Below are 16,817 nucleotides of genomic sequence, written 5' to 3'. Positions count from 1 at the left end.
CTTTTATTTTCACAACAATCCTTTCGTTGGTAATAAAATGGTTTTTTACAGTACCGATAGTATCAATGGCCACCAGTTGTATACCGTTGATCTGAACACCCGTAAAATTGACCAGGTTACTCACCAGGCTTCGCCTATGAACGGCGAGATCGTAAGCGCCAAAGGACATAATGCTTATTATCAGATCAGGGACAGTGTGTTTGTAACAAACATCGATAGCAAGCAAACAAAACTGATCTATGTTTTCCCCGCTGATTTTAAAGCAAGCATTACCACCGTAAATGCCAATGAAACTTTACTGGCTGGCTATCGCAGCAGCGATGCAGAAAGAGAAATATACCGGCTGAACCCCGAGAAGCACGATTACTTCAATAAAATATACGAGGCCCGTTTACCCCGTACCCTGTTTGTTATTGACATCAATAACAAACAACTGAAACCCATTTTTACCGACAGCGCCTGGCTGAATCATGTGCAGTTTTCCTCAACAGATCCCAACTTATTGATGTTTTGTCATGAAGGTCCCTGGCACAAGGTTGATCGCATTTGGACCATCGATGTACGCGATGCCAACAAAGGCAAAGTACAACTCATGCACAAGCGTACCATGGATAATGAGATCGCCGGTCATGAGTGGTTCTCTTCCGATGGTAAAACCATCTGGTTCGATCAGCAATTGCCACGTGGTACCAATTTTTATGTGGGCGGGGTGAACGTAAAAACAGGGGAAGAAAAAAAGTACAAGCTTGATCGCAACGAATGGAGCGTTCACTTCACCACTTCACCCGATCAAAAACTGTTTGCCGGTGATGGCGGCGACCCGGGCCAGGTAGCTAAAGCCCCCGATGGCATGTACATCTATTTATTTACCCCGGAAGGCGATCACTTTAAAGCCACCAAACTGGTGAACATGAAGCACCATAATTATAAACTGGAGCCTAATGTGCATTTCTCCCCCGATGGGAAGTGGATTATTTTCAGGGCTAATTTCGAAGGTCAGTCAGAAGTCTATGCAGTTAAAATATAATTAACTATTTTGTCAATTGGTTTTAAGACTCATTTCATTGCAAGTCGCAATACGGTAGGGTTTATTGTTTAACGCTTGCGTCTTTTTCTTAATATTAAAAATATTATAAAACCAGATGATAAAAAGACTGATCTGTACCATTGCTTGTTCTGCTGCATTGATAAATGGAGAGGCCCAAATAAAATGGCCGGCCGTAAATACGGTGACCAAGCCCTGGGCCCGCTGGTGGTGGCCAGGCAGCGCGGTAAATAACAGAAGCCTGACCGCAAATATGCAACAATACGCGCAAGTGGGGTTAGGCGGATTGGAAATAACGCCTATTTATGGCGTGGCTGGTTATGAACCCGAGTTTATTAATTACCTGTCACCCGAATGGATGCAGGTATTTTCCTATACGTTGGCAGAAGCCAAACGATTGAACCTGCAAATTGACATAGCTACCGGCAGCGGCTGGCCCTTTGGGGGCGGTCCGCTGATTGGCGATGCGGAAGCCTGTAAGGATTTTGTATACAAAACCTGGACGGTAAACGAAGGCGCGGGCATTAAAGAACCGATTGCTTTTGAGCAACAACCCTACCTCGATGCTATTGGTAATACCATCGCCGATAAAAAAGAATTATATCCCACAAAGGGTACTGTTGGGGCCGCTACGCTGGCCATGCTGAAGAAAACAGAACATGTTACTGATGTTAGTAAACTGGCCGAGCCCGTGTACGCCAACAAGGATCTTCAAGGACTGGCTATTAACCAGTTAAAATATAAAAAGAACCTGCCCCTGCAGGTGGTAATGGCATACAGTGATAATGGCAAGTCCGTTGACCTTACTTCACAGGTAGATGCAAAGGGTAAATTAAACTGGAAAGCACCGGCAGGTAACTGGACGGTATATGCCCTGTTTATGGGCTGGCATGGTAAAATGGTGGAACGCGCCGCACCTGGCGCCGAAGGCAATGCCATTGACCATTTTTCAGAGCCCGCATTGAAGAAATACCTGAGCCGTTTCGACACCGCATTTGCGGGCGCCGACCTGAGCCAGTTGCGCGGTTTCTTTAATGACAGCTATGAAGTGGATGATGCGCGCGGACAAAGCAATTATACCCCCGGGTTTTTTGATGAATTTAAACGCCGCCGCGGCTACGATCTTAAACTGTTCTTACCACAATTATTAAAAAAGGAGCGCGACGAAACCAGTCTGCGCGTATTATACGATTACCGGCAAACCATTGCCGACCTGTTGCTGGAGAAATTCACTATTCCCTGGCACCAATGGGCGCAGGCAAAAGGAAAAGTAGTGCGTAACCAGTCGCACGGTTCGCCTGCCAACATCCTTGATTGTTATGGCGTGGTGGATATTCCCGAAACTGAAGGCAGTGAATTGCTTCGTTTCAAATTTGCGGTATCTGCAGCCCATATTCTCAACAAACCTTTAGCCTCGGCAGAAGCAGCGACCTGGTTGAATGAACATTTTAAAACGAACCTGGGAGACGTAAAGACGGCGGTTGACAAATACTTTTTAGGTGGGGTAAATCACATCGTGTATCATGGCATTTGTTATTCGCCCATTAACGATCCCTGGCCGGGCTGGTTGTTCTATGCAGCCGTGCATTTTCAACCCATTCATCCGTTCTGGAAAGACTTTGGCACCTTAAATAATTATGTAACCCGTTGCCAGTCGTTTCTGCAAAGCGGCCGGCCCGATAACGATGTGTTATTGTATTTCCCTTTCAGCGATCATAATTCAGAACCGGGTCGTGACCTGTTGAACCATTATGATGGCATGAAGGGATTTGAGAATACCGATTTCAACAAGGTAGCGGAAGACATGCTGGCAAAAGGCTATGCATTTGATCTTATTTCAGACAACCAGTTACAACGGGTATTTGCAAACGCCAACGGCTTGCAAACACCAGGCGGATTGTACCGTACCATTGTGCTGGCCAATACGAAATACCTGCCCTTGCCCACTTTGCAAAAGCTGGCTGACCTGGCAAAAAACGGCGCTACCATTCTTGTATACAATAATTTTCCAATTGGAGTACCCGGTTATGGCCAACTGGCAGAAAGACAACAACAGTTTACCAATATAACCGCTGCATTGAAATTTGCAGGCGATGGCGCCACACAAAAAGCTGCCAGCGGCAAAGGCGCCTTTATAAAAGGAAACGACATCAGCGCCTTATTACAGGCCGCCAATGTATTGCCTGAGCCTATGTATGGGATGGGGTTGAAATGCATTCGCAGAAGCATTCCCGGTGGTAACTATTATTTTATCAGCAACGAAACAAAAAACATCGTTGCAGAATGGGTGCCACTGGGCAGAAAAGCCGCCAGCGCCATTCAGTTCGATCCTATGACGGGAGAAAACGGTGTAGCGAAAACAAGGGTAAAGAATAACAAACTGGAAGTCTATGTGCACCTGGAGCCCGGTGAAAGCTGTGTGCTGCAAACGTCAAATACGACCCTTAAAGGCAAACCCTTTACCTATTATGCAGTAGCCGGCAAAGGCGCCGAAATAAAAGGGAACTGGCGTTTGTTTTTCATGATGGGCGGCCCCGACTTACCAAAGCCAACTACAATTAGTAAATTAGGTTCCTGGACAGACATCCCCGATCAACTGGGAAAAGTATTTTCAGGAACTGCTCAATACAGCATTGAATTTGCCAAACCTTCAGTAGCCGCACCGGCCTATGAAATAGACCTGGGCAAAGTAGCCTGGAGTGCAGAGGTGATACTCAACGGTAAAACGCTGGGAACCTTATTGGGACCTGTTTACAAAGTAAATGTACCTGCCAGTTTATTGAAACCAGAGAACGAGTTGACGATAAGAGTGACCAATGGCATGACCAATCGCATCATCGATATGGACAAAGAAGGCACTCCCTGGAAAAAGTTCTATAACACCAACTTTCCTGCACACGAGGCGGAGAACCGGGGAGCCAATGGTTTGTTCACCGCTGCAAAATGGCAACCGGAAACCTCAGGATTGTTAGGTCCGGTAACTATTGCACCTTGCAAGTAACCTTCAAATACTATTATATGATAAAACAATTCATTTACCTTATTGTGTTAACCGGAGTAATGAATGTTGCCATGGCGCAAAATAAAGAAGAAGCGGCTGTGACCGCAGCCGTTGAAAATTTGCGCAAGGCCATGATCGATGGCGATAAGGCCGGCTTGCAAAACATCGCCGCCGATCAGTTGAGTTATGGACACAGCAGCGGTAAGGTAGAAGACAAAGCAACTTTTGTTGATAACATAGTTACGGGTAAATCAGATTTCGTAACCATCGATCTGACCAATCAAACCATAGCCATCTCTGGCGATGCAGCCATAGTGCGCCACACTTTAGCTGCCACTACCAATGACGGTGGTAACCCCGGGAGTGTAAAACTGAATATATTACTGATCTGGCAAAAACAAAAAGGACAGTGGAAGTTGTTGGCTCGTCAGGCAGTTAAAATAGCTTCTTAGTTTTAAGTCCAGCTTTCGAGGTTTAAAGTTTCTGGTTTCAGGTTCCAGGTTTCAGGGTTGCAAGGAATGTAGAAATTGTTTTCCCCTGCAACCAGGAACTTGAAACAGTTTGTTCAATAGTAAAATGCATTCCCCATTCACCATTGACCATTGACCATTGACCATTCACGATATCACGATTTCCGATTATGAAAAAATGGATCTTACTTATAGCCGGTAGTTTATTTATACATAGCAGCAGGGCGCAGGCCATCAACCGGTATGACCTGGTGCACAGGAATAACCCGCACATTGATAAAGCCGATCCGTTGTCGTCATTGTCTGTTGGAAATGGACATTTTGCTTTTACAGTAGATGTAACCGGATTACAAAGCTTTCCAGCCTATTATGAAAAAGGGGTTCCATTGGGAACGCAATCGGAGTGGGGCTGGCACAGTTTCCCCAATACAGAAAATTACCGGCGCGAAGAAACATTGAAGGAATATGACCTGAACGGGAAAAAGATCACTTATTGCGTACAGGTAAAAGAACCCGAACGCAGCCGCAAAGCTGTAGATTACTTTCGCATAAATCCACACCGGTTACAATTAGGCAATATAGGGCTGGAGATCACTAAAAAGGATGGAACGCTGGCTACCATTGAAGATATCAAAAACGTTGATCAGATCCTCGATATGTGGGGTGGTTTTATAGAAAGCCGTTTTACAATAGATGGTGTATGGGTAAAAGTATTGACCTATGCGCATCAGCAACAGGATGGCATTGGTGTGGAAATAAGCTCTCAGTTGCTGAAAGAAAAACGCATCGCCATCAAATTGCATTTCCCGTATCCCAATGGTGATTTTAAAGATGCAGGCACCTTTGATGGCGACAGCACCAAACACCAGACCGTATTAAACGATGGACTCATTCATCGGATCCTGGATACTACGAATTATTATGTGCAATATGGGTTCATGCAGCCTGCAAACATAACGCTGCGTCGTGCCCATGATGTTGTTGTACAACCCACGCCTACGGCAGACAGTGTATTCAGCGCTTCGTTCTATTTTTCAAAAAATAAACCGCGAGCGGCTGCGCCGGACTTTGTAGCAACAGCAGCCAACTGTACCACTGCCTGGGTTAAATTCTGGACAACTGGCGGGGCTATTGATTTATCCGGCAGCACCAATGAGCGGGCCAAAGAACTGGAAAGAAGAATTGTATTATCACAATACCTTACCAGGATCCAATGCGCGGCTGATTTTCCGCCACAGGAAACCGGTCTCACCTATAACAGCTGGTATGGCAAACCACACCTGGAAATGCACTGGTGGCATGCCGTGCATTATGCGTTGTGGGGAAGACCCGAACTAATGGAAAAAAGCCTTGACTGGTATTTCAAGGTAGCCAATGGCGCCCGGGATATTGCCAAACGCCAGGGCTTTGAAGGATTGCGCTGGCAAAAAATGACTGACCATGATGGTAAGGAAGCTCCTTCTTCTGTAGGCGCCTTTCTCATTTGGCAGGAACCGCATTTGATCTATATGGCGGAACTGGCGTATCGCGCTAAAAAAGATAAAAAGATCTTACAGAAATATAAAGACCTTGTATTCGGCACTGCTGCTTTTATGGCATCGTTCCCTACCTGGGATCCGGTGAATAAGAGATATAACCTGGGCAAAGGATTGATCCCTGCACAGGAATGTTTTGATCCGGTGCATACGTTCAATCCCACTTATGAACTGGCCTATTGGCAATGGGCGTTAACCGTGGCGCAGCAATGGCGTGAACGCCTGGGCATGCCGCGCGAAAAGAAATGGGATAATATCATTAAGAACCTTTCAAAATGGCCGCAAGCCAATGGGGTGTACCTCGCTACAGAAAGCACGCCCGATTGTTATACCAATGAACGCTACATTACAGATCACCCGGCAGTTTTAGGCGCTTACAGCACGCTGCCTGCGTGCGACCGCCTCGATACAACGGTGATGAAGAACACCTACAACCTGATCCTGAAAGTATGGAAATGGGAAACCACCTGGGGCTGGGATTTTCCCCTGATGGCCATGACGGCCACCCGCCTGCATATGCCCGACAAAGCCCTCGATGCATTGTTTATGCCGGTGAAAACAAACACCTTTCTTCTTAACGGGCATAATTACCAGGACGATCGATTAACCATCTACCTGCCCGGCAATGGCGGCCTGTTAAGCGCCATCGCCATGATGTGTGCCGGGTATGATAATAATAAAACGGATAATCCTGGGTTTCCTAAGGATGGCAGTTGGAAGGTGAAGTGGGAGGGACTTAAACCGATGTTTTAGTTGATCAGTTTGCAAGTGGATAGAGTTGACGGAGTTGATAGGGTTGACAAGTTAACAAGGAAGAATACAGAAAGAAGGGAAGAAAGGTAAGAGTTGAAAAGTTAACCAATTAACAGGTAGAATATTATCGCGAGGTTGTATTCCCCTCCACCTTCGGCCGCCGAAGGCGTCGGGGGAGGCCCGCTGAAAAGTCGGCGAGTTGAATACAGAAGTGAGGCTGGGATTTCGCGAACCCTTTCACGTTTCACGTTTGACGTTTCACGTCTTGCAGCTTTCTCAACAGGGAGACTGTCTATAATTAGCATCGATACACCAGTATACCCAAACATGTTCTACAAGTCGTTATACTTTATTGCTTTTCTTGCTACCATTACTTCTGTCAGAGCGCAATTGGCAAAAAACAATGCGCAACTACCTGCTGCAGTAAAGGGTATACAACCTTCAGGAGAAAGAAGTTTACATTACCAGGCTGAGGGAACAGACTTTGTAACCGTCAATGGAAAAATGCGTTTTAACCGGGCGCTGTATGGCACCAATACCGCATTTAGAATTGAAACCGGTGATCTCCCTGAATTTGCTTTGTACATGCCGGGCATGGGTGGAAATCTTAAGCTGGGTTTGATCGCAGGCAATAAAAGCATGTGGTTAACAGAGGCGAGATCAATAAAAGCCATCTATCGCCCGGGCTCCATGTTGTACGAAGTGAAAGACCCGCTGTTAGGAACCGGCTCTATGCAGATTGCTGTACTGGCGCTGGCCGACAGCGAAGGGATGATCATTAAAACCCAGTTTGTAAATGTCCCTCCTAAAGTTGCTTTGTGCTGGGTTTATGGTGGCGCTTCGGGAAAAAAGTTCTCCCGCGATGGCGATATCGGTGCTGATCCGGAATCCTCGTTTTACCTGCAACCGGATTATTGTAAAGACAATACCTATACGATTTCAAAGAACAGCTTTCATCTTTTATATGGTACGGGGAAACAGTTATCAGCCATTGTCCCAACCACTTCTGTAATAAAAATAACGGATGCCACCCAGCAACAGGACCCGTTGACATTATATCAAAGCAATGCATCGGCTACACCTGCCATTGCCGGTAAGCAGCCGGTAGTGAATGGCGCACAATATTTTTTGATACAACCCACCGATACTATACAACTTACTTACAACAAGCTTGTACAGGTTTTTAATGAAGCAGAAGCCGCCCGCAAAAAACTGGCAGGCCGCATTAGAGTAGTTACACCCGATCCCTGGATCAATACATTGGGTGGTACATTGAGTGTGGCCGCCGATGGCATTTGGGAATCGCCCACGTATTTGCATGGCGCTGTTGCCTGGCGCATGCGTTTACCCGCCTGGCGGGGGCCTTATGTAGCGGATGCATTGGGCTGGCACGACCGGGCAAGAACACATTTCAGCAGTTATGCTTTATCACAGGTAACCACACCCGCAACAGGGCCAGTGGTATTTGATACTGCCTTGCATCTGGCGCGGCAACTGGAAAAAATGGGTACCTCTCTATTCAGCAGTGGTTATATCTGCCGGAATCCCAATGGCGATTTTCGTCCGCACCACTATGATATGAACCTGGTGTTCATCGATCAGTTGTTGACGCATTTTTATTATACCGGCGATTCAGCCTATATAAAACAACAATGGCCGTTGCTGCAACGGCACCTGGCCTGGGAGAAAAGGAATTTTGATGCCGATAACGATGGCCTGTACGATGCCTATTGTTGCATTTGGGCCAGCGACGCTCTGCAATACAGTGGTGGAGGCGTTACGCATTCATCGGCTTATAATTACCGCGCCAATGCCGTAGCAGCGCAACTGGCGCCTATTGTAGGGGAAGATCCCGCGCCCTGGCAAAATGAAGCCAACAAAATATTTGATGCCGTAAACAACCAGTTGTGGATGCCTGAACTGGGTTGGTATGCGGAATACAAAGATGCGCTGGGGGAAAGGTTATTACATCCTGCAGCCGGTTTATGGACCATCTATCATGCCATCGATGAAAAACTACCTGATGGCTTTAAAGCTTACCAGGCTTTACGGTATGTAGACAGATCCATTCCCCACATCCCCGTGCGGGCAAAAGGATTACGTGACACTACCAATTACCTGCTGACCACTACCAACTGGCAGCCGTATACGTGGTCACTGAACAATGTAGTGTTGGCCGAAAACCTGCATACCGCATTGGCTTACTGGCAGGGCAACCGATCCGAAGATGCCTATCGGTTATGGAAAAGCGCCCTGGTAGAAAGCATGTACCTTTCATCGAGCCCCGGTGGGTTTGAACAGCTTTCTTATTACGATGCTATACGCGGTGAATTATACCGCGATTTTGCCGATCCCATTGGTATGGCCGGCCGCTCCCTGATAGAAGGTTTGTTTGGCATTGTGCCCGACGCATTGAAAGATACATTAACTATAAAACCAGGCTGGCCCGCTGCCTGGAATTCAGCAGCGTTACAAACGCCCGATATCTCCCTCGATTTCAAAAGAACAGCCAGCACCGATCAATACATAATAAAACCAACCTACCCACACGTCATGAACCTGCAATTGCGGGTACGGGCCTGGAAAGACGCCATTGAATCGGTAACCGTAAATGGAAAACCGGTAAGCTGGCATGACCTGAATGATGCCGTTGGCGAACCGGTAATAGCCATCGATACAACAAAAGCGAAACAATATACGGTCGTTATTAAATGGGCCGGGGCACCGGTTCAACCCATGAAGTATGACAGTGTATATGCTATGGGCACGCAATTAACAGCCGCCACGCCGGCAGGTTTTATTCAATCAATTTTCGATCCGCAGCAGGTACTGCAGAACATCATGTTAACCAGCAACCAGGTGCAGGCAACAGTACAAGGTACAGCTGGTAATAAAACCGCGTTTATACAATTGCGGCAGGGCGAGATGGTTTGGTGGTTCCCGCTTTGTTTTGAAGTAAGACAACCGATTGAAATTATTGCAAACAATAAAGACAACGACCCCAATCTCCATTTCTATATAAAAAATAATGGCGCGGCTGTTGCGGCTACAATAACCGTAAACACATTTGAACAGAAAAGACAATTACCAGCCAATGCCACCACTGATGTCATAGAGGTATTACCTGCTGCATTGGTGCCAGGCAGTAACCGCGTTCGGGTAGAATGGAGTGAAGGGCAGCATGCGGATACTACCATTATGAACTGGCAGGTGACAGCAAATACTTTTAGCCGTTTTGAAAAAGTAGATCTTACCAGGTATTATAACGATAAGGTGACTAATATTTTCAAACAGACGTATTTGTCGCCCCGCCCGCAGGCACCAACTTTACAATTGCCCACACAGGGAATAGGCAACTGGTGTTATCCATTGGTGCAACCGGTGATTGACGATGCGGGTTTACGCAAGGCGGCTGCTAATAATGAATTTATGTTACCGCAACATATTCCCCTGGCAACACCAGCCGATACGCTGGCAAAGAATATCGTGTTCACCTCAAACTGGGATAATTATCCTGATTCTGTTGTTGTGCCATTAACAGGCAATGCCAGCCACGCGTATTATTTACTGGCTGGTTCAACCAATCCCATGCAAACCAGGCTTATAAATGGTGAATTGCGGGTACATTATAAAGATGGTACAACCGATACGCTGGCGCTGGTGAACCCACAGAACTGGTGGCCCATTGAGCAGGACTATTACATTGATGGTGTTGGGTTTACGACAAATGCGCCGCGTCCGCTCAGGCTGCAATTGAAAACAGGAAAACTATACACCACCGCACAGGAATATACTACGCTCAAAGGCTTTTCCAACATGGCCATCGATGGCGGCGCTGCAACCATTCTTGATATGCCGCTCGACCACAATAAGGAGCTCCAGTCTGTGAGCCTTCATACTATTGCCAATGATGTGGTGATTGGCTTAATGAGTATGACACTTACCCGTTAGTCTTCTAATATTTTTTTAATGTCGTGCCACTTTTTCAGGTAAACCCCCGTCTTGGCTTTCATGCGGATTATTACCCTATTGATCTTATTCATTTTAACGGCTCAATTTGTTACTGCTCAAAATAAAGTAAGCGGTAAGATCGTTGACGCCCAAAACCGCCTGCCCTTACCCGACGCAACGGTGACTATTATTAATCCTGTAGACTCTGCTGCTATTGGTTTTGCCGTTGCCGATAAAACCGGTTTGTTTGAAATAAAAAACCTGATAAAAGGAAACTTTGTATTGGGTATTACCTTTACCGGTTATGCGCCTTATACAAAGCACCTGAATATAACCCAATCGCAATTTGTAATGGACCTGGATACGGTATTCATGCAACTGGATACCTCGTTGCTGATGGGCGCCGTTATTGTACAGGCTCCGCCTATACAAATAAAGAAAGATACCATAGAATTCAAGGCCAGTGCTTTCAAAACAAAACCCAATGCTACGGTAGAAGACCTGCTGAAGAAATTGCCAGGCGTGGAAGTTGATAAAGATGGCAATATTACTTCTCAGGGTGAAGAGATCACCAAAGTATATGTGGATGGAAAAGAGTTTTTCCTGATCCCAAGCTGGCAACAAAGAACCTGTCGTCGGATATGGTAGAAGCGGTGCAGGTGTTTGATGACATGAGCGAACAGGCCAAGTTCACTAAAATTGATGATGGCAGCCGTAAACGCAACATCAATATCAAACTGAAGAAAGATAAAAAGAAAGGCGTCTTTGGCCGAACCAGCGCTTCTGTAGGTACTGAAGGTCGTTATGAAGGAAGTGGTTCATTCAATACGTTTAATAACACCCGGCAGATCTCCATCCTGGGCGGCGCCAATAACATCAATAAATTAGGTTTTACCAGTAATGACCTGGTAAGTTCCATGGGTGGTATGGGAAGTGTGCGTCGTGGTAACAACGGCCGTAGTAGCGGCGGAAATGCGCCTGCTGCTGCTAATGGTAATACCAAATCATGGAGTGCAGGTATTAATTTCCGTGATGAATGGGGCGGCAAAATAAATGTCAGCGGCAGCTATTTTGTTGCACGAACCGATAACAGCAACTTTAGCCAGAGCTACCGGCAAAACATGTTTGGCGGTGACTCGTCTTCCTATGTTAACTCAACCAGCACCAGCGGTAATAACAATATCAATCACCGGTTGGGGTTCAGGATGGAATATTTGATTGACAGTATGAACTCTGTATTGATAACGCCCTCGCTCAATTATCAAACGGGCACGTCAAACAGCGATGCTATTTCCACTACCAGGGCTACCAATGCCAGGTTGAATTACAAAGCCATTGATGGATCAAGCCACACCTCCAATAACCGCGATGGGGGAAGCTTTACCGATGACCTGTTATTCCGTCACCGTTTTCATAAACCCGGTCGCACGTTTACCCTGGGCTGGACCACGGCCGTGAACAACAGCAATGGCAATGGATTCAATTTCTCACCGTATCACTTTTTTGATTCAACCAATACGGAATACCGCTTTGATAACCGCCAGCAAATAAACGATCATACTACCCGTGCTTTTAACAACACCGTTAGTTCGTCAGTAACAGAGATGATCGATTCCAGCATGGTATGGGAGTTGAATTATGCGTATACGATCAATAAAAGCAACAGTGATCGTAATGTATTTAATTATGATACTGTAAATGCACTGTTTGACCTGGTTGATACCGCGCAAACCAATTATTTTGAGAACCTGTTTACGGCTAACAGGCTGGGAACTAATTTCAGGGTAAAAAAGCAGAAGTTCGATTACCAGTTTGGCGGTGCGGTGAACTTTGCCACCATGCAAAACTTCACCAGCCGGGCTACTTCTTCCGGTAAAGACAGTTCGTTTACCATGAGGCAGAGCTATACCAACTTCTTTCCGAACGCCTCTTTTAATTTTAACCCGGCGCCCCGCAAGAACCTGCGGTTTAATTATCGCGGCAGCACCCGCGCTCCCAGCGTAAGCCAGTTACAGAATGTGCGCGATGAAAGCAACCGGTTGAATATTCGTACCGGTAATCCTAACCTGAAACAGGAGTTTACCCATAACTTCAATCTTACATACAGCACCTTCAACCTGACCAACTTTTTGTACCTGAATATGAATGCCGGCGCCAGTATTATTAATAACAGGATCGTTAACACTACCAGTAAAGAGTCGGAAGGGGTGTTGTTGACAAGGCCCGATAACCTGAACGGCTCACAGAGTTTTAATTTTTCAGGAACAGTTGGTATTCCGCTTAAAAAAGTAACTACCGGCCGTCGCAGTCCGGTGAACCTGAACCTGACTTCTTCTGCCCGGTATGGCCGGGATGTGAGCAAGATCATGGATACCGTTCGTTTCAATTATACCAGCACGTTGGGGCAGCGGATCTCGTTCAATTATTTTATCCAGGATAAATTAGACCTGCAGGCCAATGCCAACTTTAATTATAACAATGCGAACTATACGGCACAGGGTGCCCAGGACTATAAATATTTCGATCAGCATTACTCAATAGATGTTACCTATACCATCTTCAAGAGAATAATGTTCAACAATGATTTCGATTATTATGTAAATACAGGCCGTGCACAGGGCTTTAACCAGGCCATCCCTATGTGGAATGCCTATATTTCCTGCCTGTTGTTTAAAAAGCAGAATGGAGAAATTCGTATCAGCGGTATTGACCTGTTAAACCAGAATAAAAGCATTAACCGTACGGTGAATGAGTTGTATGTAGAGGATACTTACACCCGTGTATTGCAGCGCTTCTTCCTGGTGAGTTTTATGTACAACTTCAAGAACTTTGGGAAGGATATGTTCTCAAACCGTGGAAGCCGGCAACGTACCGGTAAAAATTATTAGTTATGCGCCATCTTAACAATGTAAGACCTGCCGGCACTTGCTGACAGGTCTTCTTGTTTTATTGATCTTTTGCAAAACGCAAAGTCAGTGAGTTGTTATTTCCGGTAAGCTGAACAAAGTAGATGCCTGGGGGCAATTGTGCGGGCAGATCGTACCTCGCTGGGGCGCTGCCGGCTTTTACTATTGTTTGATACACCAGTTGCGCCGCCTGATTAAATACCGACAAATGTGTATACGTATGTTTTGTTGGTAGTTGCAGGTACAGATATTTTTTAGCGGGATTGGGATAAATAGCCACCTTATCGATGTTATTATTATCCGGGCGAACGGCCGGTTTACTATCATCGTAGGAGAGCGTGGTGTTATACAGGGCATTGGCCGCCGACCCGCAAGTGGATGTGGTACCTGTAGGCGCCAGGCTATAATTGCCACAGGCCATACAGGTGTAGGCAGCAGGATGCGAAACAAAGGCTGCGGGTACATCTGACGTCCATTTTATTTTGGAAGCATTTCCCTTTGATGACAGCCACCCATTGACAATGCTTTGGATCATGGTGCATGTACTACCAGGTAGGAAACATCGGTGCTGGTTTCTGTAAAGAACCCATCTTTATTCAGGTTGAAAGAAGAGCATAATTCAATGACCGAGCTCTTTCCCATCTTTACTATTGAATTGGTTGCGCCGGCCGTCCAGGCGCCGGTAACCAGCATGGACCCAAAATCATTAACGGCGATATTTACCTGTCCCTGGGAGAAAGAACCGATTATATTCACTAACGCACCATTGCATACGATCAGGTTGTCGATGGTGGATACCGGTGCCGTGCTGTTGCCAGTCATTACCCCCGTTATATTCAATTTGGCAGTGTTCTTTACCAGTATTACGCCGGTCTTTTCAAGGTTTATACTACCCAGGGTAACTGTACCTGCCTGGATGACCAGCGTACCGCTAATGGTATACGTATTGGCGCTTAAATTGGTGGTGGAAGAAATGCAATAGGTAGAACCAGCGGCTAAAGTTGCTGAACTGGCTGGCATGGCTAAACTGCCTGTTGGGCAATTGCCGGTACATTGAGCAGCTACATTGGCATAAATGCAGGTAGCTGCTAAAAGCAGGTTGAGGGCTTGAACTACTTTCATAGGAACGGGTCTTAAAAGGTATTTGATTGAAACGAAAGGTAACCTTCTCTTGCAAGTTGTCAAATAGCAAAACTCCGAATTTGATAATATAGCTATATGTTGTTACTTGTTATTTACGGTTATACTGTAATGTGAGTGAGTTGAATTGATTATAAGTTAGTATTTGTAATAATGGGAGTAGTGGGTTGGTGAGTTGACGAGTTTGCCTTTTCAATAATACCGTCCAATAACCTTATTATCTACAATCAATCGCTTTATTTCCGCCGCATCAATAGGGCCCTGTTTGCCATAAACAATATTTCCGCCGGGTTCAACTAAAATGGTATAAGGAAGAGCGCCCTGCCATTTAGGATCAATGGCTTCAATCAATTTGTATTTATCATCAATAGAAAACAGGTAGTTGGTATTGGATGCCTGTTGTTGTTGAAGGAATTTCAGCACTTTTTCTTTTTTATTGGGGTCGTCGGCGCTGATGCTGATGAACTCAAAATCGCGCCGTCTGAACATGCGGTTAATGGAAATGAATTCAGGGAATTCAGTAACACAGGGACCGCACCAGGTTGCCCAGATATTGATCAGTCGCAGTTTGTCGGTGTTGTTCTTAATTAAGTCTTTTAGTCCCGCTTCATCGATGGTATTGACCGATACGGGTTCTTTGGCCCATTCTTCAAAGCCCTGTTTTACCAGCGATGTTTTTTCTGCCCATTTAATAGAGCAGCCAAAGACCTTGGTAGTTTCAACCGCTACAGGTTTTCCTTGCAGCAGGGCATCGATGGCATCCCGGGTGTTGAATTCGGTTGGAGTTTTGGTTGGCTTTTCTACATTGTCTATCCGGCCCTGGTAGCGAAGGACGCGTGATTTGTCAAAGATAAATACATGCGGTGTGGCCACCGGGCCATAGGCTTTGGCGGCAGCTTGTGTTTCACCATCGTATAAATAGGGGAAGTTGAAGTGTTTTTGTTTGGCCCTGCGCTTCATTTCATCAAAGTGGTCGCTCATATCGGTATAGCCCAATTCATCTAATCGCACCGATTTGGGATCGTTGGGCATAATGGCCACCACCGCTACGTTTTTGGCGCTATAGTCTTTGGTGAGTTGAATGATCCTGTCTTCATAAGCCTGCGCTGTTGGACAATGATTACAGGTAAAAATGATAACCAGCACCTGGGCGTTTTTAAAGTTCGACAGCGTATAGGTTTTACCATCGATACCTGGTAATTTGAAGTCGGGCGCTTTTGACCCAATAGCGAGCGTTTTATGTTCGTCACGGATGTTGTTTACTGGCGCTGCCACCGTACATATGGCAGGCAATAGTAATAGATAGGCAAACAATCCTTTCATAAGAGATTATTTACTATAAGTTACAACTTTTCATCAAAATGAAACTACTGCATTAAAGGCCTGGGCAGGGCAGGCATTGGGCATTGTAAACCGTGTTACAGTTGATCAACTGTAACACGGCGCCGTAAGATCTATCAGCAATTAACTTAAAAACCAATTGAGTTGCCACCATCAACCGGTAATACCACGCCGGTGATGTAGCGCGATGAATCGGTAGCCAGGAACAGGGCGGCATCGCCAATATCGCCGGGGTTACCCATAACTCCCATGGGAGTACGGCCGAGGGCTTTATTTTTACGTTCAGTATCCGCATTAAATGCTTTGGATGTCATGTCGGTGGCAATAAAGCCGGGTGCAATGCAATTGATGCGAATACCCTGCGGCGATAGTTCCGTTGCCATAGCCCGCGTCATGCCTTCAATGGCTGTTTTAGAAGCCGAGTAAGCAATTACTTTAGGAATACCGTATTGTGCCGCCATGGAGCTGATGTTGACAATGCTACCTTTTTTATTGGGCAACATGGTCTTTACCACTTCGCGCGTTAATGCAAATACAGCTACTAAATTGGTTTGTATTACTTTTAGAAAATCTTCATTGGTTACTTCGGTAAACTCTTTTTTCATGTTGATACCGGCATTGTTCACCAGGATATCAATATGACCGAGTTGCGTTATTATCTGTTTTACCAGTGTG

At 45.8% G+C, this 16,817-nt stretch carries 11 protein-coding genes; 7 read left to right on the top strand and 4 right to left on the bottom strand.

Annotated elements, in window-relative coordinates; genetic code table 11:
- From ACJ751_RS07720 to ACJ751_RS07690, 7 genes are all read left to right on the top strand, one after another.
- On the top strand, positions 1-1,027 hold a 1,027-nt coding region (locus ACJ751_RS07720), incomplete at its 5' end, for an oligogalacturonate lyase family protein (protein ID WP_407744876.1).
- A 115-nt stretch (positions 1,028-1,142) separates the two neighbouring features.
- Positions 1,143-4,046, top strand: coding sequence for a glycosyl hydrolase (locus ACJ751_RS07715; RefSeq protein WP_407744874.1), 2,904 nt, complete (start codon positions 1,143-1,145; stop codon positions 4,044-4,046).
- Positions 4,047-4,063: 17 nt separating this feature from the next.
- Positions 4,064-4,498 (top strand): nuclear transport factor 2 family protein, encoded by a 435-nt coding sequence (locus ACJ751_RS07710; protein WP_407744873.1) that lies wholly within the window; start codon positions 4,064-4,066, stop codon positions 4,496-4,498.
- A gap of 188 nt (positions 4,499-4,686) precedes the next feature.
- Positions 4,687-6,804: a hypothetical protein gene (locus tag ACJ751_RS07705; protein WP_407744872.1), complete on the top strand. Its 2,118-nt coding sequence runs from the start codon at positions 4,687-4,689 to the stop codon at positions 6,802-6,804.
- A 327-nt stretch (positions 6,805-7,131) separates the two neighbouring features.
- Positions 7,132-10,755: a DUF4450 domain-containing protein gene (locus ACJ751_RS07700; protein WP_407744870.1), complete on the top strand. Its 3,624-nt coding sequence runs from the start codon at positions 7,132-7,134 to the stop codon at positions 10,753-10,755.
- A gap of 60 nt (positions 10,756-10,815) precedes the next feature.
- Positions 10,816-11,403 carry a carboxypeptidase-like regulatory domain-containing protein gene (locus ACJ751_RS07695; RefSeq protein ID WP_407744869.1) on the top strand — a complete coding sequence of 196 codons (588 nt, stop codon included), beginning with the start codon at positions 10,816-10,818 and terminating at the stop codon, positions 11,401-11,403.
- A complete protein-coding gene (locus ACJ751_RS07690) occupies positions 11,397-13,643 on the top strand; it encodes a TonB-dependent receptor domain-containing protein (protein WP_407744867.1) in 2,247 nt (748 codons plus the stop codon). The genes ACJ751_RS07695 and ACJ751_RS07690 overlap by 7 nt, the downstream gene beginning before the upstream one ends.
- A gap of 58 nt (positions 13,644-13,701) precedes the next feature.
- Here ACJ751_RS07690 and ACJ751_RS07685 read toward each other — a convergent pair whose 3' ends face one another.
- The 4 genes from ACJ751_RS07685 to ACJ751_RS07670 form a co-directional block, all read right to left on the bottom strand.
- Entirely contained in the window at positions 13,702-14,196 is a 495-nt protein-coding gene (locus ACJ751_RS07685) for a T9SS type A sorting domain-containing protein (protein WP_407744865.1), read from the bottom strand.
- Entirely contained in the window at positions 14,193-14,783 is a 591-nt protein-coding gene (locus ACJ751_RS07680) for a hypothetical protein (protein WP_407744864.1), read from the bottom strand. Before ACJ751_RS07680 ends, ACJ751_RS07685 begins: the two co-directional genes overlap by 4 nt.
- A gap of 210 nt (positions 14,784-14,993) precedes the next feature.
- Entirely contained in the window at positions 14,994-16,124 is a 1,131-nt protein-coding gene (locus ACJ751_RS07675; RefSeq protein ID WP_407744862.1) for a redoxin family protein, read from the bottom strand.
- Between the two features lie 146 nt (positions 16,125-16,270).
- Positions 16,271-16,817: SDR family NAD(P)-dependent oxidoreductase (locus ACJ751_RS07670; RefSeq protein WP_407744860.1), on the bottom strand; the 547-nt coding region annotated here is incomplete at its 5' end.

Origin of the sequence: Niastella sp., from assembly GCF_045805085.1 — a bacterium.
Taxonomy (GTDB): domain Bacteria; phylum Bacteroidota; class Bacteroidia; order Chitinophagales; family Chitinophagaceae; genus Niastella.
The sequence above is the reverse complement of the archived record's forward strand: the minus strand, read 5'-3'. Positions and strand labels throughout refer to the sequence as shown.